Genomic DNA, 17,759 nt, shown 5'->3' on the forward strand with positions numbered 1-17,759 from the left:
TGGTTCCGGAGGCTGCTCCAGACATGCGCGTGTTACTCGTCGAGGACGACCCGATCCTGGGATCTGCCGTGCGCGACCAGGTCGCAGCCGACGGGCACGGCGTCGATTGGGCGAAGCGTCTGGCGGACGCCGGCGACTTTGTCCAGCTGGCCCATTACGATCTGATCCTGCTCGATCTGATGCTGCCAGATGGGCGCGGTCTCGATTTCCTGCGAGCCCGGCGACAAGCCGGCGACACGACTGCGGTGATCATCCTGACGGCGCGCGACCAGGTCTCCGATCGGATCGACGGGCTCAACGCCGGCGCCGACGATTATCTCGTCAAGCCCTTCGATCTGGCGGAACTATCGGCACGTCTGAGCGCCGTGGCGCGCCGCTATGGCGGCAATCCCAACCCGCTGATGCAGATCGGCGGGCTGACGGTGGATCGGGCGGCGCGGAGCATCGTTCGTGACGGCAGATCCATCTCCCTCACCGCGCGTGAGTGGGCCCTGCTCGATGCCTTCATCCAGCGCCCGACGATGCTGCTCTCCAAGGCGGCGCTGGAAGAGCGGCTCTACACCTTCGATAGCGAAGTCGAGAGCAACACGATCGAGGTCTATGTCGGGCGCCTGCGCAAGAAACTCGGTGCGCAGGTGATCGAGACCGTGCGCGGCTTGGGGTATCGGCTTGGCGCCGCCACCCTGGCGGGCTTGGGGAAGAGCCGGTCGTGACGCGCGTCGCCTGGCCGCCCAAAGGCAGCCTGCAGCGCCGGCTGGCGCTGGCGCTGACGGGCGGGGTCATGGCGCTGTGGCTCCTGGCGACGGTCGCCGCGGGCCTGTTGTTGCGTCGTGAGATCGACGAGGTCTTCGACAGCGCGCTGCAGGAGGTCGTGCAGCGGGTGCTGCCGCTGGCCTATGCCGAGATCCTCGGCCGCGAGGCGGATGCTCTGCCCGATTTGCAGCAGGTCGCCTCGGTCGGCGCGCATCGCGAATACATCACCTATATCGTGCGCGATGCGACGGGACGCCGGTTGCTGGAGTCTCATGATGCCGACCCGGCGCAGTTTCCGCCGAACCCGGCGCATGGTTTCAGCGATGGGCCAAGCTCGCGGCTCTACACCGAGGTCGCCGTCAGCGGCACCATCGTCGTCACCGCTGCCGAGCGCCCCGGCCATCGCCAGAAGGCGGTTCGCGATGCGGTCGGAATGCTCGCCTGGCCGCTGCTCCTGCTGCTGCCGCTCGGCATCGCCGGAACCTGGGTTCTGGTCGCTGTCACCCTGCGCCCGGTCACGGCGTTCAGGTGCGAGATCGAGGCGCGCGGCAGCGGTCATCTGGCGCCGGTGTCCGGAGCACATCTGCCGTCGGAAATCGCTCCGGTGGCGGAGGCGGTGAACGCTTTGATGACGCGGCTGCGCCGGGCGCTCGACGCCGAGCGCAGCTTCACCGCCAACAGCGCCCATGAGCTGCGCACCCCCGTCGCGGCCGCGCTGGCGCAGACGCAGCGTCTCAGGGCCGAGCTGCCCGAAGGCGCCGCCCGCGCCCGGACGGTCGAGATCGAGACGGCGCTCAAAAGGCTGGCGCGCCTGTCGGAAAAGCTGCTCCAGCTCGCCCGGGCCGAGGGCGCCGGCCCGCTCGGCGAAACGCCGCAAAACCTCGTGCCGGCGCTGCGCCTCGTCCTGCACGATCTGTCTGCCGAAGGCACGGTCGAGGTCGCGCTGCCGCCGACGGGCCGGTTCGTCTCGACGCTGGATATGGACGCCTTCGCGATCCTGGCGCGCAACCTGATCGAAAACGCGCTCAAGCATGGCGACGGCAGTCGCCCGGTGCGCGTCGCACTGACCGATGAGGGGCACTTCAGCGTCATCAGCCCCGGGCCGGTTCTGGGGCCGGAGATCCTCGCCGGGATGACACAGCGTTTCGTGCGGGGGGCGGCCACGGCCGATGGCGCGGGGCTGGGCCTCTCGATCGTGCAGGCGATCACGCAAGGGGTCGGCGGCGAGATCGCCTTCGTCTCGCCCGCCTCGGGACAGGAAGACGGACTTGAGGTCCGCGTGCAACTCCCCGCCGCGAAGCTGACGGCCGGCTGAACGCTTTCTCGGCCGTTTTCAGGTCGCTGTCAGCTTGGCAGCGCATCTCTCCTCGCATCGCTTCCGCAACGGAGAGTTGCCATGAGGAGAGTTGCCATGAGACGGCTTGCACGCGCCCTGGCGCTCGCCCTTCCGCTCGGCCTTGCCGGTGCCCTCGCGCACAGCGCCGCGGCCGAGGCGCGGCCCGTCCGCATTACCACGACATTGAAGCCCTATGGCGGCGACGGCGCCTATCTCGCGATCTACATCACCGATCCGCTTGGCAAGCTCCACAAGACGGTCAGGATCGCCGGCGGCAAGGCCAAATATTACAAGCATCTGAGCGCCTGGAACCGGCTGTCGGGCGGCCGGATCGACGGCACGACCGGCGCCAGCGTCGGCAGCGGGCAGTCTCTCTCGGTCAGCGTCGATATCGCCGATGCACTGATCGATGCCGGCTACCAGATCCGCGTCGACAGCGCCGTGGAGAACGAAAACGACGTTCCCGGCGATGCGGTTGCCCCGCTGACGACGTCCGGCGCCGGCAAGCCGGTCGCCGGGCGGGGCTATGTGAAATCCCTGACCTTCGACATGTGATCGGACCGGGACTTCGCCATGCTGCGCCAGATCCACGCCCTGCCCGGCCTGATCGCCGCGTTGCTCGTCACGGCGCTGGCGCTGACCGGCGCGGTGCTCTCCGTCCAGCCGGCGCTGGAACGGTTCGCGGCGCCTTCGGTCGCCACGGCGACGATGAGCGTCGCGGCTCTGGCGGAGGCCGCGAAGGCGCAGCATGCCGAGATCGACAAGATCGTCAAAACCGCCTCCGGCACGGTCGTCGTTAGCTATTTCGACGGCGACAAGGCCGGAGCCGATCTCGTCGATCCCGCCACCGGTCGGGTCATCGGCCCGCATGAACCGTCCGCGACCATTCGCTTCGTCACCAATCTGCATCGTTCGCTTCTGTTGGGCACCGCCGGCCGTGTCGCGGTGGGCCTTGGCGCGCTGACGATGGTCGTCCTCACGATCACCGGCGCGATGATGCTGGCCGCGCGGCTCGGCGGCTGGTCCGCGCTGCTGAAGCCGATCCGCGGCGGTGGCCGCCAGCGCTGGCATGCACAGGCCGGGCGCCTCGCCATCACCGGGCTGCTGCTGACGGCGATGACGGGGTGCTTCCTGTCGCTGACCAGTTTCGAGCTGATCCCCGACGGGTCGGCCGACCCCGTGGCGACGGCGTCCGGCACCGGCGGCGAGCGGGCCTCGGTCGGCAGCCTCGCGGCGCTGCGGGCCGTCGACCTGGCCGATCTGCGTGAACTCGCCTTTCCCTATGCCGCGGACCCGACGGACACCTACAGGCTGACCACCGCGGCCGGCGTGATGCAGATCGATGCCGCCACCGGCGAGGCGCTGTCCTTCCAGCCTCATTCGACCGCAAGACAGCTCTACGAGATGATCTACAGGCTCCACACCGGCCAGGGCCTGTGGCCGCTGGGCCTGTTTCTGGGGCTGTCCGCCCTGGCGGTACCGGTCTTTGCCGTCACCGGCGCGATGATCTGGTGGCAGCGCCGCCGGTCGCTGCCCCGCATCGCCGACAACAGCTCCGCCTCTGCGGCCGACACGGTCATCCTGGTCGGCAGCGAGGGCAACAGCACCTGGGGCTTCGCGAGGACGCTGCATGCCGCGCTGACGCAGGCTGGGCACAAGGTCCATGCAGCCCCGATGAACGCGCTGGCGCCCGCCTATCCGAAAGCCGCGCGGATGCTGATCCTGGCCGCGACCTATGGCGACGGCACGGCACCCGCGAGCGCCAGCGGCTTCCTGGCAAGGCTCGACCGCAGCGCCTTGACGCTGCCCGTCGCCGTGCTCGGCTTCGGCGACCGCAGCTTCCCCAAATTCTGCCGGTTCGCCGAGGATGTCGCCGCAGCCCTGGCCAAGAAGGGCTGGCCGGCCCTGATCGAGATCGACCGCATCGACCGCCAGTCTGCCCAGTCCTTTGCGCTCTGGGGCGACAGGCTGGGGGCTGCGCTCGGCCACGCACTCGCGCTTGCCCATGTCGCGGAACGGCCGAAGACAACGGTGCTCGAACTGGTGAAGCGCGCGGACTACGGCGCCGGGGTGCAGGCGCCGACCGCCATCCTGACCTTCCGGCTGCCGGAAGCCGCGGCCGGGCTCCCCTTTTGGCGGCGGCTGGTCCCGGCAGCGCTGCCGCCATTCGAGGCCGGCGATCTCGTCGGCATCCTCCCTCCGGGGAGCGCCGTGCCGCGCTACTACTCGCTCGCCTCGTCCTCCCGCGAGGGCATCCTCGAGATCTGCGTGCGCAAGCAGCCCGGCGGCCTCTGCTCGGGCTTCCTCAGCGACCTGCCGCTGGGCGGGCGGATCGACGGCTTTATCAGGGCGAAACCGGACTTCCGGCCCAACGCCAGCACTGCCCCCCTGATCCTGATCGGCGCCGGGGCCGGCATCGCGCCGCTGATGGGATTCCTGCGCGCCAACCGGTCGCATCGCGAGACGCATCTCTATTGGGGCGGGCGCTCCCCGGCCTCCGACTTCCTCTACCGCGAGGATCTCGCCTCCTGCATGGCCGACGGGCGCCTGTCCGCGCTGAAGGCCGTCTTCTCGCGCGTCGCGGGGGGCGGCTATGTGCAGGACAGGCTGGCGACCGATGCGCAGCACCTGGCCACGCTGCTGCGGCGCGGCGCGCAGATCATGGTCTGTGGCGGGCGCGACATGGCCAAGGGCGTCTCCCAGGCGCTCGATGCGATCCTGGCTCCGATGGGATCGAGCACCACCGCCCTCAAGGCGAGCGGGCTCTACCTCGAAGATGTCTACTGATTCCTCGGCGCTGCGGCGCCGCAGCCTCAGCGGGCCGACCATGGGCACGCGCTATTCGGCGGTCTTCTTCGCTCCCGGTGACCTCCACGAGCAAAAGCTTGCCGCAGCCCTGCAGGCTGCCGTCGATCGGGTTGACTGCCAGATGTCGAGCTGGAAGCCCGAATCGGACCTGAATTGTCTCAATGGCGCGGCCACCGGCGTCTGGGTGCCGGTCCCTGCCGAATTGATGTTCGTCCTGCAGGGGTCCCTACGGATCGGCCAGCAGTCGCAGGGCGCCTTCGACATCGGCGTCGGCGACCTCGTCGGCGCCTGGGGATTTGGGGTCAGACCGGCCCCCGCCGACGACCTTCCGCTAGGCCCTGTCGTGCCGAGACCGGCGACCACGGCAGAGGCTCTCGAACTTGATCCGCCCCTGCGGCGCGCCCGGAAACACGCTCCTCTCGCGCTCGATCTCTCGGGCATCGCCAAGGGATTTGGCGTCGACGAGATGGCGCGCGTGATGCGCCAGTTCTCGATCCCTGCCTGGCTGGTCGGCATCGACGGCGAGATGCGCGCCGGCGGGGCGAAGCCGGACGGAACGCCCTGGGCCGTCGCCCATGAGCGCCCCGTGCGGGGCGTCCGCGAGGCGATGGGCGTCATCGAGCTTGAGGACCGCGCCGTCGCGACCTCGGGCAATTACCGGCACTATCGCGACATCGGCACGCGAACCATCTCTCACACCATGGACCCGAGGAGCGGCCAGCCGCTGGAGAACGGCCTGGCTTCCGTCACGGTGCTGGCGGACACCTGCATGGAGGCCGACGCCTGGGCCACGGCCTTCCTGGTGATGGGCGACGTCGCCGGGCCTCGTCTGGCTCAAGTGATGGGCATGGACGCCATCTTCGTGCTCGCCAACGGGACCGTCCTGGGACGGCCTTAAGTCGGTCAGCGTGCCATCAGATCAAACAGCAACAGCAAGAGGCTGCTGGTAAGCCCTGCCACCGGAACCCAGCCAGGACAGAGGAAAACGCCCGGCGGGGGCTCGCCTTCCTGACGCTTGATGCGGATCAGGGCGATATTGACGATGGCAAAGATGATGAGCGTGAATCGCGAGGTGAAATCGGCGAGCCCTGCCAGCGGCACCGACAGTGACAGGGCAAGGATCGCCGAAACGCCGAGCGCGGTCGCCAGAAGCGGTGTTCCGGTTCGGGAATTCAGCTTCGTCAGCACGCGCGGAAGATTGCCCTGCTCGGCCATGCCGTAGATCACGCGCGCGATCATGATCATGTGAACGATGACGCCGTTCAGGGTGGCGACCACCGCGATGGCACTCATGGTCACCAGCGGCAACCCTGTCTGCCTCTCGAAGACGAGCGCCAGTGGCGCCGAGGAGCGCGCCAGTTCCTCCGGAGGGACCGCGACGACCGCGATCCAGACCACGACCGCGTAGATGAGTGCCGTCAGGCCGAGCGTCAGGAACAAGGCACGCGGCAGCGTATGGCGCGGGTCTTTCATCTCCTCGGCAATGTTCACGAGATGCTCGAACCCGATGAAGGCAAAGACGGCGATCAGGGTGGTGCTCGAGAGCCCGACCCAGGCCGACAGATCGTCGAAGCCAGGCCACATTTCCGGCAACCGCGTCAGCAGCATGCTTCCCGAACCGAAACCGGCGACGATGATCAGGACGAGGCCGCCAACCTCGATCAGCGTCATGATCCCCGCGAAGGTGACCGAATGAACTGTCGCAAGGCAGGCGGTGAGACCCATCGCGAGAACGATCCCGGCGATGATCCACGCGGCTGGCAAGGGAATGAAGATCGCAACATAGCCCGCGCTGCCTACGCTGATCGCCGCGGCGGAGATCGTCGCCGTGAAGACGACGAGAAGGCCCACGGCAAGACTGAGCCAGCGCCGATTGAAGGCCTTCTCGACATAGGCGGCCTCGCTCGCGCTGACGGGCATGCGCGTTCCGAGTTCGGCGAAGGTTGCCGCGGTCAAGGCCATGACGAGCGCCGCGCCCAGAAAGGCGAGCGGGGCATGCATGCCGCTGCGGCCTGCGGCCGTGCCCACCAGGACATAGATGCCCGCGCCGATGGTGACACCGAGGCCATAGAGGACGGCGTGCGCGAGAGTCAGCGTCCGGGTGAGGCCGCGCGGAGCGACGATGCCAGGCTGCATATCGTCGCTGGGCAAGGCGCGGCTCCTCGTGCCGGAACGGGATCGGGAGGCGGTTCCACCACGACCCCGAGCCAGGCCCGGCGCCGCGGGCCGGCACAGCCGATCTGGAACAACGGCCGCAGGTTGGGCTTTCAGGAGCAGCGCTTCAAGCGCAGAATCCCGGGACCGATAGTACCTCGGTATTGATCAGCAGTCCGTCCGACGCTCAGCCCCCGACCGCCGCCGCGCCTTCGGTCGCCCGCGCGCGCCTCGGCAGCCTCATTTTATCGGCGGCGGGGAGGAGCCGAGCCGAATTGGCGATGAAGATCAGCTCGGACGAGACGTGGATGAAGGCGGCCAGCAGCGGGTTCAGGAAGCCGAACGCCGCGAGCGCGATGCCCAGCGCATCGACCGTGATCGTGCCGGCAAAGTTCTGCCAGATGATGCCGCGCGTACGCTGGGCGATCGCGACCGTCTCGACGAGTCGCTCCAGATCGTTGGCGAGCAGCACGATGTCGGCGCTCTCCTTGGCGACGTCGGTCCCCGAGCCCATCGCGATGCCGACGCTGGCCGCCGTCAGCGCCGGTGCGTCGTTGATGCCGTCGCCGAGCATGGCGACCCTGGCGCCCGCCGCCACCAGCGCCCGCACGCGCTCCAGCTTCTGCTCGGGCAGCATCCCGGCCTCGACCGTGTTGATCCCGAGGCTGGCTCCGACGTTCTCGGCCACTTTGGCGTTGTCGCCGGTCAGCAGGATGGTGCGGATCTTCATGGCGTGCAGGGCGCGGATGGCCGATGCGGCCTCGGGCCGAACCGCGTCGGCGACGGCGAAGGAGCCGGCATAGAGCCCATTGACCGCGACGCAGATCTCGGAGGAGACCGCGTCGCCGCCACGGTCGGCGGGAGCGTCGATCCCTTCGGCCTGCAGGAGCTTGACGCTGCCGATCAGGATGCGGTCGGAGCCGAGCTGCGCCGTCACCCCGCGCCCGAGCGTATAGTCGAAGCTGTCGGGCTCCGGCACTGCGATCTCCCGGGCCCGGGCCTCCGCGACGATCGCCTTGGCCAGCGGGTGTTCGGAGCGCAGCTCGGCCGATGCCGCCAGCTTCAACAGTTCGGCCTCCGTGCGGCCGGCGGCCGGATGGATGGTCGAGACACGGGGTTCGCCGAAGGTCAGCGTGCCCGTCTTGTCGAGCACGATGGTGTCGATGCGGCCGAGCATTTCGAGATGCATGCCGCCCTTGATGATCGCACCGTTGCGCGCGGCGCGGCCGATGCCGCCCAGCACGGCCAGCGGCGTTCCGGCTGCGACGCCGCAGGCTCCGGCGACGATGATCACCGAGATCGTGTCGCGGATGTTGCCGGTGAGCCAGTAGGTGACGATCGCTGCCGCGAAGGAGAAGTAGACAAGGTAGCCCGCAAGCTGGTCGGCCAGGCGCTGAACCGGCGCGCGCGACTGCTCGGCGTTCTCGATCGCGTCGATGATGCGGCCGAAGCTGGTGTCGCGGCCGACCCGATCGACCTGAATGTCCAATGCGCCGGACTGGTTGATCGAGCCGGCGAAGACGGTGTCGCCCTCGCTGCGCTTGATCGGCATCGACTCGCCGGTGATGCGAGCCTGATCGACATAGGACAGGCCGGACTGCACCACGCCATCGACCGGGATGTTCTCGCCGGGCGCGACCAGCACCCGGTCGCCGACGACGATGGTGTCGATCGGGACGAGCGAAATCACGCCGTCGCGGCGCACGGTGGCCTCATGCGGCATCACGTCGATGAGGTCGGAGATGGCCGCGCGTCCACGATCGACGGTGAGATGTTCGAGTTCCTCGGCGACGAGCACGAAGAAGGTGACGACCAGCGCGGTGAAGAACTCCGAGATCGTGGCGGCGGCCAGGATGGCGATCGACATGGAGAGCTCCATGGTCATCCGCCGCTCTTTGATATTCTCGAAGGCCTCGCGCAGGATCGGCCAGGCGCCGAACAGCAGGCCCGCGATGCCGATCACGTCCCAGCCGGCGACGAGCGGGACAAGCTGAAGCCAGACCAGCGCCGCCGAGATGGCGACGACCGCCACCCGCAGGAGCTCGACGGTTTCGACGTCATGACCGAACAGGCTGACGGCGCGCGGTACATAGCCCCCGAACCAGCCGGGAGACCGCCTCGCCCGCTGGGCCGCGCTGGCCGAGCAGGTGCGTTCGAAGGGGCGGGCGCAGGTGCAGGGCCGCGCGCTCTGCGGGCAGGCCGGCACGGGGTTGGGAATCGCTGACATGGCGGCATCATCCTCGGCGCGGGGAGCACCGCGCTGGCACGCCTTATCTAGTTTAGAAGTATTCTAACTTCAATCTTTGTGGCGATCGAACCTGACGGTCCCCTCGTGCTGGCATGCCGGGCTTGATCAGGATGCCGGTCGCGCCTCCGGCCGCATCGACCGGGCGCGACGCGCCCATCTCTACGCCATGATCCGCACCGCGGCGCCGAAGAGCCTGGATATCTGCCGGGTCCGCCGCAATACGCTCTTTTCCCCCGGGCAACTGGCTGGGATGATGAACCCGGCCGTTGCGCATGTCATGCCCGGCCATGCAGGCTCTCCATCTGACGAGGCGCGTTGATGACGGACATGATGCTGGCGCTCGGCGTGGCCGGGCAAAGCCCGAACCGGGTGCGGCAGGTCGGTGCCTGCCTGCGCCTCACCGATGGCACCGTCATCACGGCCTGCAACACCTTCCCGGCCGGCGTGCGGGATCTGCCCGAGCGGCACGAGGGCGACGGCCGCTTCGTCTGGATGGAGCACGCCGAGCGCCACGCCATCTTCGCCGCCGCACGGCAGGGCCATGCCACGGCCGGGGGCCGGCTGGCGACGACCTTCTTTCCCTGCATCGATTGCGCGCGGGCGATCGTCGATGCCGGGATCACCTGCGTCGAGACCCCCGCTCCAGCCTTCGAAGATGCCGTCTGGGGGCAGGCCTTCCTGCGATCGCGCGTCATCCTGGAGGAAGGCGGCGTCGAGGTGCGGCACGTGGTGCTGCCCGATGCGAAACGCCCTGCTGAGCATCCGCAAGGCAGCTGACGCGGGATTGAGCACGAGCTCATTAAGGCAACGCTTCGGGCGAAATATTCTTCTATCTGAGTACGCTCCGCAGTGATCTAATCCTCGCCAAGACGCCTTGAAGCGTCATGGAAGGGGATCGTCACCATGCCGAACAGCCGACGCTTTTTTCTCAAATCCGCCGCGGCCGTCGCGCTGTCCGGCCCGTTGCTCTCGTTCGAGGCCGGCGCGCAGGGCAAGACGGCCGTCAACATGCAGCTCGGCTGGATCGCCGGAGGCAACCAGATCGGAGAGGTCTGCGCCAAGGCGCTCGGCTATTACGAGGCCGAGGGCATCGACATGCGCATCCAGCCGGGGGGCCCGAATGTCGATGGCGTCGCCGTTGTCGCCAGCGGGCGCTTCGAGATCGGGCAGGTGTCGTCGAGCCCCTCACTGATGCTGGCGGCCTCCCAGGACCTGCCGGTGGTCTGCTTCGCGGCCGGTTGCCAGAAGCACCCCTACACCTTCTATTCGCTGGCGAAGAAGCCGGTGCGGGAGCCCAAGGACTTCGTCGGCAAGAAGGTCGGCATCCAGTCCACCGGCATCATCCTGCTGCGCGCGCTGCTGGCGCAGAACAAGATCCCGGAGAAGGACGTCACCATCATTCCCATCGGCGCGGATATGGCGCCACTACTGACCGGCCAGGTCGATGTCGTCACCGGCTGGCAGACCAACACCACCGCGCTCAAGGTCCTGGGGCCGGACAAGGTCGCGCTCTCGCTATGGGACGCCGGCGTGAAGCTCTACGCCCTGCCCTATTACGCCACCGCCGAGACGCTGAAGACGAAGGGCGAGCTGATCGCGAAATATCTGCGCGCTTCGGCCAAGGGCTGGGCCTACGCCCATGCCAACCGCGACCAGGCGGTTGCGCTCCTCGTCAAGGAATATCCCAACCTGATCGCGGCCGACGAGCGCGAGGCGCTGGATGTGATGCTGTCCTTCTCCTTTGGCCCGCAGACCAAGGCCGAAGGCTGGGGCACGATGGATGCGGGCGTCTGGCAGCAGCAGATCGACCTCTACGCCTCGCTCGGGCAGTTCTCGAAGCGCACCCCCAAGATCGCGGAGGTCATGACGCTCGACGTGCTGAAGGCGACCGCGGACGCGCGGCCGCGGATCGGTTGACCCGATGGCCGCGCTCGCCATGACAGAGCCGCGCCAGGCCGAGGCGCCACAGGCCGCAGCAGGCATGGCGGTCGCCTGCCGCAATGTCAGCGTGCGCTTCGTCACCGAGCGCCGCACGGTGACGGCGCTCGAAAATGTCAGCTTCCACGTGGAGAATGGCGGCTTCCTCAGCCTGCTCGGGCCGTCCGGCTGCGGCAAGTCCACCCTGTTGCGGGTCGTCGCCGATCTGATTGCGCCCAGCGCCGGACAGGTCACCGTTCTCGGGCAGACGCCGCAGCAGGCGCGGCTCCAGCGCGCCCTCGGCTTCGTCTTCCAGGACGCGGCGCTGCTGCCCTGGCGCACCGCCCTGCAGAATGTCGAGCTCCCGCTCGAAGTCGGCGGGCGACAGAGCCTTCCCACGGGCATGCCGACGCCGCGCGAGCTCCTGAAGCTCGTCGGCCTGGAGGGGTGGGAGGGCAGCTTTCCCCATGAGCTGTCCGGTGGCATGCGCCAGCGCGTGTCGATCGCGCGGGCGCTGCTTGGGGGCCCTCGCCTTCTGCTGATGGATGAGCCCTTCGGAGCGCTCGACGAGATCACCCGCGACCGGCTGAACGAGGAGCTGCGCCGCATCTGGCGGGAGACCGGCACCACGATCCTCTTCGTCACCCATTCGGTCTACGAGGCGCTGTTCCTTGGGGAGCAGGTGCTCGTGCTGGCCGCCAATCCCGGCCGCGTCGCCTCGCTCGTCGATATCGACCTGCCGCGGGACCGCACGCTCGCCATCCGCGAGACGCCCGAATTCATGCGCGTCGCCACGGTGCTGCGCGCCGCGCTGGGAGGCACGGAATGATGCTCGCCACCGCGATCTCGCCGGACGAAACCGTCGCGGATGCGGAAGAGGACTTCCGCCGCGCCCAGCGCCGGGTCCTGCTGCGCCGCCGCCTGCTCCCCTTCGCCGGAGTCGCGATCTTCCTCGGGATCTGGGCCGCGCTGGTCTATCTGTTCAAGGTCCCGCCTTTCGTCGCGCCGACGCCGCTCCTGGTGGCTCAGACGCTGGTGAGCAAGGGCGACGTGCTGCTCGCCAATCTCGTCCCGACGGCGATCGAGGCGCTCTCCGGCTTTTTCCTCGGCAATCTCGTCGCCATCGTCATCGCAACCGCCTTCGTCCACAAGAAGACGCTGGAGGAGACCTTCTTCCCCACGGTCGTGCTGATCAACACCATCCCGGTCGTCGCCAAGGCGCCGATCCTGGTTCTGCTGCTCGGCAATGGCATGGAGCCGAAGATCGCGATCGCGGCGCTGATCTGCTTCTTCCCGACGCTGGTGAACATGGTGCGCGGGCTGGAAGCGGTGAACCCGCAGGCGATGGAGCTGATGCGCGTGCTCTCGGCCTCGAAGAGCGAGGTCTTCTTCAAGCTCAGGCTCTACAACTCCCTGCCCTATCTGTTCTCGGCGCTGAAGATCTCGGCCTCGACCTCCGTCGTCGGCGCCATCGTCGGCGAATGGATCGGCTCGAATGTCGGCATCGGGGCGCTGATCATCCAGGCGACCTATTCCTTCGACTCGGCACTGCTCTACGCGACCGTGATCGTCGCCTCCTGCTTCTCGATGCTGTTCTTCGTCAGCGTGACCATGCTCGAGCGCCTGATCGTGCGCTGGCAGCCCTCGAACGCGCATTGACGCGCCAGAATCCGGAGAGGACCATGACTGCGACCACCATCGCCGAACCGGGCGGCTCCGTCCCGGTCGTTGCCAAGACCGACGTCCTCGTGGTCGGCGGCGGCCCCGCCGGCATGTCCGCCGCGATCGCCGCCCGCCGCGAAGGCTGCGCTGTGACCATGGTCGAGCGCTACCCCTATCTCGGGGGCCTCGCCTCCGGCGGCATGGTGCTGGTGCTGGACGACATGCACAATGGGGACGAGGTCACCGTGCAGGGGATCTGCATGGAGATGATCGAGCGCATGGCGGCCAAGGGCGCCTGCGTCTACCCGCCGCCCGAGGAGCGCCGCCAGGACTGGGCGATGCACCGCAAATGGGCGCGCTGGGGCGCGCATGACTTCCGCGCGCAGACCAAGCCGCAGCCGATCGTGATGGCGGCCGCCTTCGATCCGGACGGCTGGAAGCGCGCAGCCAACGACATGGTCGCCGAAGCGAAGCTGGATGTGCGCCTGCATTCCTGGTTCTCGCGCACGCTGGTCGAGGACGGCAAGGTCACCGGCATCGTCTGCGAGACCAAGGCCGGCCGGCAGGCGATCCTGGCGGATGCCGTCGTCGACGCTTCGGGAGACCTCGACGTCGCCGCCTCCGCCGGGGCGGCCCATGACAAGGGCTCCTTCATCGTCACCACCGTGTTCAGGCTCGGCGGAGTCGATACCGACGAGGCCGAGCGGTTCCAGCACGAGGAGCCCGACGTCTTCGCGACAATAGACCGCCAGGCCAAGCGGATCATGGGCGGCTCCTGGGACATGTGGTGGCTCAAGACGCCGCTGCCGGGGGTCGTCTGGTGCAACTGCCCGCATATGGCCGGCTTCGACGCGCTGTCGGTCGAGGATTTGACCCGGGCCGATTTCGAGGGCCGCAACAAGCTCTATGCGCTCGTCGATTACGTTCGGGAGAACATGCCCGGCTTCCAGCGCTGCTACGTCGTCGATGTCGCTCCCCAGCTCGGCGTGCGTCAGACCCGGCTTCTCCAGGGCGACTATGTCGTGACCAAGCGCGACGTGCTGGACCGGGTGCATTTCGCCGACACCGTCGCCCGCGGGCGCGACTACTACACGCCCTATCGCGCGATGCTGCCGCTGGGGCTGGACGGGCTCGTCGTTGCCGGACGCCATTATTCTGCGACCGAGCAGGCCCAGAAGATGTCGCGCGAGATTCCGCCCTGCATGGCAATGGGCCAATCGGCGGGAGTCGCCGCGGCGATCGCCGTCTCGTCCGGCCAGCGACTGCGCGATGTCGCCCCCCACGAGATCTGCCGGATCGTCCGCGCCCAGGGCGGCGACCCGGGCGATGTCCCTTCCGCAAACGCCACCGTCCTGGAGAATGCCGCGTGACCATCCCTGCCTCACTGCCGCTGTCTGGCATCAAGGTCGTCGATTTCACCCAGGTGATGATGGGTCCGGTCGCCACCCAGATGCTCGGCGACTACGGCGCCGACGTCATCAAGATCGAGCGCCCGCCGACGGGGGACCTGTCGCGCACCTCCTTTCCGAACGACCCGGCCGGGTTGCAGGGGCCCGTCTTCTGCTCGCTGAACCGCAACAAGCGCTCGATCGTGCTCGACCTGCGCAGGCAGGAGGCCAAGGACGCCGTGCTGCGGCTGATCGACGAGGCGGATGTCGTCGTCAATAATTTCCGTGCCGGGGTGATGGAGCGGATGGGCTTCTCCTACGAGGCGCTGTCGGCTCGCAATCCGCGGCTGATCTATGCAGTCGGCACCGGCTTCGGCCTCACCGGCCCCTATGCCCACAAGGGCGGGCAGGACGTCCTGGCGCAGGCGCTGTCCGGCGTGATGCATCGCCGGGCCAATGCCGACCAGCCGCTGGCCGTGCTCTCGACCACCTTCGCCGATTATTCCGCCGGCATGCACATGGTTCAGGGCATCCTGCTCGCTTTGCTCCAGCGCCAGCAGACCGGCAAGGGCCAACGGATCAGTGTCTCGCTGTTCGATTCGATGCTGGCGGCCCAGACCCAGGAGGCCGCCGCGCAGATGATGCGCGGGCGCGAGGTGAATTGGGGCGCCATGCCGCTGACCGGCGTGTTCGAGACGCAGGACGGCGCACTCGTCATGGTCGGCGCCTTCAAGGCCGATCCGCTCGGCGACATCGCCGCCGCGCTTGACCTCCCCGATCTCAAATCCGACCCGCGCTTCGCCGGGCACGAATCGCAGGTCGCCAACAAGCCGGCGCTGCAGGCGCTCTTCGCCGAGCGCTTCCGCACCCAGACCACCGCCTATTGGCTGGCGCGGCTCGAGGCGCAGGACCTGCTCTGCGCCCCGGTCCGCCAGCTTGCGGAGGCGCTCGCCGACGAGCAGACGGCGGTCAACGGCATGATCCTGGAAGCGGACGGGCCGACCGAGCGGGTGCGCGTCGTCGGCTCCCCGATCCATATGGAAGACGCACCCGTTGCGATCCGCATCGTCCCGGCCGCGCTCGGCGAGCATACCGAGGCCGTGCTGGGCGAAATCGGTCTGCCCGCTTTCGGCAAGGTCGCCTGATGCCGATCAGCCTGACCACCGCCGACCACGTCGCCCGCGTCACCATCAACAGGCCGGAGGTGCTGAACGCGCTCGACCAGGACGCCGAGGCGCAGATGGAGGCGATCTGGCAGCAGATCGAGGCCGATTCTTCCGTGCGCGTCGTCGTGCTCACGGGCGCAGGCGAGCGCGCCTTCTGTACGGGCGCCGACATGCGCAATGTCGACCCCGGCCTGACCGGGCTCGGCTACTGGGCGGCCTCGCGGCCGGCCGGCTTCGGCGGCATCGCCCTGCGCGAAACGCTGGATATCCCGGTGATCGCCCGCGTCAACGGCCATGCCGTGGGCGGCGGCTTCGAGATGGTGCTGGGCTGCGACATCGTCATCGCGACCGAGGAAGCGAGCTTCGGCCTGACCGAACCACGCGTCGGCCGCCTGCCGCTCGATGGCGGCATGGTCCTGCTGCAGCGCCAGATCGCGCATCGGCACGCCCTCGGGATGCTCCTGACAGGGCGGCGGATCAAGGCGGCCGAGGCGCTCTCCTTCGGCCTGGTCAACGAGGTCGCCAGCCGCGAGACGCTGGACGACGCGGTCGATCGCTGGGTCGCCGACATTCTCGCCTGCGCCCCGCTCTCGCTGCGGGCGATCAAGCAGGTGATGCGCCGCACCGGCCATCTCTCGCCGCAGGAGGCGCAGGCGCTCCGACTGCCGGCGCTGGTTGCCGCGCTGCGCTCGGAGGATTCCGAGGAGGGCGTGCGCGCCTTCCGCGAGAAGCGCAAGCCGGTCTGGCAGGGCCGCTGAGAGGAGCGTCCGATGCCCTTCGTCATCACCGACGCCTGCATCGACATCAAGGACAAGGCTTGCCTGGCCGCCTGCCCGGTCGATTGCATCTATGAGGGCGGGCGCACGCTCTACATCCAGCCGGACGAATGCATCGACTGCGGGCTGTGCGAGACGGTCTGCCCCGTGGCCGCGATCCACGCCGAGGACCGCCTGCCGCCAGAGCTCGCAGCCTGGCCGGCCGTCAACCGCGACTTTTTCGGACCGCAGGTCACCGGCTGGGGCAAGCCCGGCGGCGCCGACGCCACTTTGACGACGACGCTCGACCATCCGATGGTGGCGGCCTGGCCGGACAAGGCCGCGAGCTGAGGATTCCGGCGCCATGCATGCCGCCGCGCTGTTCTATTTCCGGGAGGTCGCGCGGCTGGGCTCGATCCGCCGTGCGGCGGGGCAGCTCAACGTCGCCGCGAGCGCGATCAACCGCCAGATCCTCAAGCTGGAGGACGAGTTCGGCGGCCCGCTCTTCGATCGCTTTCCCGGCGGCATGCGCCTCACCGTGGCCGGTACGCTCCTGCTGCAGCACATCACCGCGACCATCGAGGGCTACGGCCGGGTGCGCGCCGCGATCGACGACCTGCGGGAGGCCCGCTCGGGCCATGTCACCATCGCGGCGCTCGACTCGCTTCTCGTCGACTTTCTGCCTCGGGCGCTGGCCCGCTTCGGCCGGGATTTCCCCGCGATCAACCACACGGTTCTCGCCGCGGCACCGGCCGAGATCGCGCAGATGGTCAGCGATGGCGCGGTGGATATCGGGCTGACCTTCGTCAGCCCGCTGCCCGGCACGGTGCACTTCATCGCGGAGGTGCCCGCGCCGATCGGGGTGGTGATGCCGGTCGACCATCCGCTGACGGCGCGCCTCAGCGTGTCCTTCGACGAGGCGCGATCCTATCCCGTCCTCGATCAGGCCGGGCCCCTGCCCCGAGGCGCGGATATCGATGCGGATTTCAGCCAGTTCAAGGCACAGCTCAAGCCCAAGATCACCTCGAACTCGATCCAGATGATCCGCGTCTGCATCGAGCTCGGGCTCGGCATCGCCTTCTTCACGCGGCTCGGCTTCCTCAAGGAAATCGAGAACGGCGAGATCGCATGGCGTCCGCTGACCTCGCCCGGCGTCAATGCGCTGCGCATCGGCATGATCACCTCGGCAAACCGCGAGCCGTCGCCACCAGCCGTCCAGCTCGCGAAGAGCCTGATCGACGATCTGGGGCGGCTGAACTCGAACTGAGCGCCTTCGAGGCGCAGTCTCTCACTGCAGGCGTCTCAGACCTTTGCCCGCGGATCGGTCTTCGCGACCCGCGCGAGGAGGTAGTCCACCTCGGCCTTCGCCGCGGCGCTGATCGCCGATCCGGGCTTGCGCTGGGCGTCGCTGGCCAGGATGCCGCGTTTCATCATGGTGTATTTGCGCACGGCGAGCCCCACGCCCTGCTGCTGCTCGGTAAGCGTGATCCGATAGCCGCGTGTGGCTATGCAGCCGCGGTTTGGGGCGGGTTTTCGGCCCATGCCCATGGCAGCATTTCGTCGATCTTTGAG

Annotated in this window: 17 protein-coding genes and 1 pseudogene; 14 read left to right on the forward strand and 4 right to left on the reverse strand. The window is 68.4% G+C overall.

Annotation, left to right across the window (positions count from 1 at the left end; all coding sequences use genetic code 11):
- Positions 1 to 23: 23 nt before the first annotated feature.
- The 5 genes from BW981_RS20535 to BW981_RS20555 all read left to right on the forward strand — a co-directional run bounded on the left by BW981_RS20535 (position 24) and on the right by BW981_RS20555 (position 5,795).
- On the forward strand, positions 24 to 713 hold the full coding sequence (locus tag BW981_RS20535; protein WP_076442610.1) for a response regulator: 690 nt from the start codon (positions 24 to 26) through the stop codon (positions 711 to 713).
- Entirely contained in the window at positions 710 to 2,068 is a 1,359-nt protein-coding gene (locus BW981_RS20540; RefSeq protein WP_210188713.1) for a sensor histidine kinase, read from the forward strand. The genes BW981_RS20535 and BW981_RS20540 overlap by 4 nt, the downstream gene beginning before the upstream one ends.
- A 96-nt stretch (positions 2,069 to 2,164) precedes the next feature.
- On the forward strand, positions 2,165 to 2,644 hold the full coding sequence (locus BW981_RS20545) for a DUF2271 domain-containing protein (RefSeq protein ID WP_076442612.1): 480 nt from the start codon (positions 2,165 to 2,167) through the stop codon (positions 2,642 to 2,644).
- Positions 2,645 to 2,662: 18 nt separating this feature from the next.
- Entirely contained in the window at positions 2,663 to 4,876 is a 2,214-nt protein-coding gene (locus BW981_RS20550; protein ID WP_076442613.1) for a PepSY domain-containing protein, read from the forward strand.
- The gene (locus BW981_RS20555) at positions 4,866 to 5,795 is read left to right on the forward strand and encodes an FAD:protein FMN transferase (RefSeq protein WP_076442615.1); all 930 of its coding nucleotides are present in this window, start codon (positions 4,866 to 4,868) and stop codon (positions 5,793 to 5,795) included. The genes BW981_RS20550 and BW981_RS20555 overlap by 11 nt, the downstream gene beginning before the upstream one ends.
- 5 nt (positions 5,796 to 5,800) lie before the next feature.
- Here BW981_RS20555 and BW981_RS20560 read toward each other — a convergent pair whose 3' ends face one another.
- From BW981_RS20560 to BW981_RS22770, 3 genes are all read right to left on the reverse strand, one after another.
- The gene (locus BW981_RS20560; protein WP_348521418.1) at positions 5,801 to 7,048 is read right to left on the reverse strand and encodes an APC family permease; all 1,248 of its coding nucleotides are present in this window, start codon (positions 7,046 to 7,048) and stop codon (positions 5,801 to 5,803) included.
- Positions 7,049 to 7,238: 190 nt separating this feature from the next.
- Complete coding sequence (locus tag BW981_RS20565) at positions 7,239 to 9,278, reverse strand: heavy metal translocating P-type ATPase (protein WP_076442618.1); 2,040 nt, start codon at positions 9,276 to 9,278, stop codon at positions 7,239 to 7,241.
- Between the two features lie 52 nt (positions 9,279 to 9,330).
- Complete coding sequence (locus BW981_RS22770; protein ID WP_139333873.1) at positions 9,331 to 9,588, reverse strand: hypothetical protein; 258 nt, start codon at positions 9,586 to 9,588, stop codon at positions 9,331 to 9,333.
- A gap of 29 nt (positions 9,589 to 9,617) precedes the next feature.
- Between BW981_RS22770 and BW981_RS20575 the strand changes: the two genes are divergently transcribed.
- From BW981_RS20575 to BW981_RS20615, 9 genes are all read left to right on the forward strand, one after another.
- Complete coding sequence (locus BW981_RS20575; protein ID WP_076442621.1) at positions 9,618 to 10,076, forward strand: deoxycytidylate deaminase; 459 nt, start codon at positions 9,618 to 9,620, stop codon at positions 10,074 to 10,076.
- A gap of 126 nt (positions 10,077 to 10,202) precedes the next feature.
- Entirely contained in the window at positions 10,203 to 11,216 is a 1,014-nt protein-coding gene (locus BW981_RS20580) for an ABC transporter substrate-binding protein (RefSeq protein WP_076442623.1), read from the forward strand.
- A 4-nt stretch (positions 11,217 to 11,220) separates the two neighbouring features.
- Positions 11,221 to 12,045 (forward strand): ABC transporter ATP-binding protein, encoded by an 825-nt coding sequence (locus tag BW981_RS20585; RefSeq protein WP_076442625.1) that lies wholly within the window; start codon positions 11,221 to 11,223, stop codon positions 12,043 to 12,045.
- Positions 12,042 to 12,875 (forward strand): ABC transporter permease, encoded by an 834-nt coding sequence (locus tag BW981_RS20590; RefSeq protein ID WP_139333874.1) that lies wholly within the window; start codon positions 12,042 to 12,044, stop codon positions 12,873 to 12,875. The genes BW981_RS20585 and BW981_RS20590 overlap by 4 nt, the downstream gene beginning before the upstream one ends.
- A gap of 23 nt (positions 12,876 to 12,898) precedes the next feature.
- Positions 12,899 to 14,248, forward strand: a complete 1,350-nt coding sequence (locus BW981_RS20595) for an FAD-dependent oxidoreductase (protein ID WP_076442640.1) — start codon at positions 12,899 to 12,901, stop codon at positions 14,246 to 14,248.
- Positions 14,245 to 15,411, forward strand: coding sequence for a CaiB/BaiF CoA transferase family protein (locus tag BW981_RS20600; RefSeq protein ID WP_076442627.1), 1,167 nt, complete (start codon positions 14,245 to 14,247; stop codon positions 15,409 to 15,411). The genes BW981_RS20595 and BW981_RS20600 overlap by 4 nt, the downstream gene beginning before the upstream one ends.
- Complete coding sequence (locus BW981_RS20605) at positions 15,411 to 16,190, forward strand: enoyl-CoA hydratase-related protein (protein WP_076442629.1); 780 nt, start codon at positions 15,411 to 15,413, stop codon at positions 16,188 to 16,190. Before BW981_RS20600 ends, BW981_RS20605 begins: the two co-directional genes overlap by 1 nt.
- 12 nt (positions 16,191 to 16,202) lie before the next feature.
- Positions 16,203 to 16,538 (forward strand): ferredoxin, encoded by a 336-nt coding sequence (fdxA, locus tag BW981_RS20610; protein WP_076442631.1) that lies wholly within the window; start codon positions 16,203 to 16,205, stop codon positions 16,536 to 16,538.
- Positions 16,539 to 16,551: 13 nt separating this feature from the next.
- Entirely contained in the window at positions 16,552 to 17,454 is a 903-nt protein-coding gene (locus BW981_RS20615) for a LysR family transcriptional regulator (protein ID WP_076442633.1), read from the forward strand.
- A 35-nt stretch (positions 17,455 to 17,489) separates the two neighbouring features.
- Here the strand turns inward: BW981_RS20615 and BW981_RS23540 are convergent.
- Positions 17,490 to 17,759 (reverse strand): annotated as a pseudogene (locus BW981_RS23540) (hypothetical protein); the annotation flags it as partial.

The organism is Allobosea sp. TND4EK4, assembly GCF_900156025.1.
GTDB lineage: Bacteria > Pseudomonadota > Alphaproteobacteria > Rhizobiales > Beijerinckiaceae > Allobosea.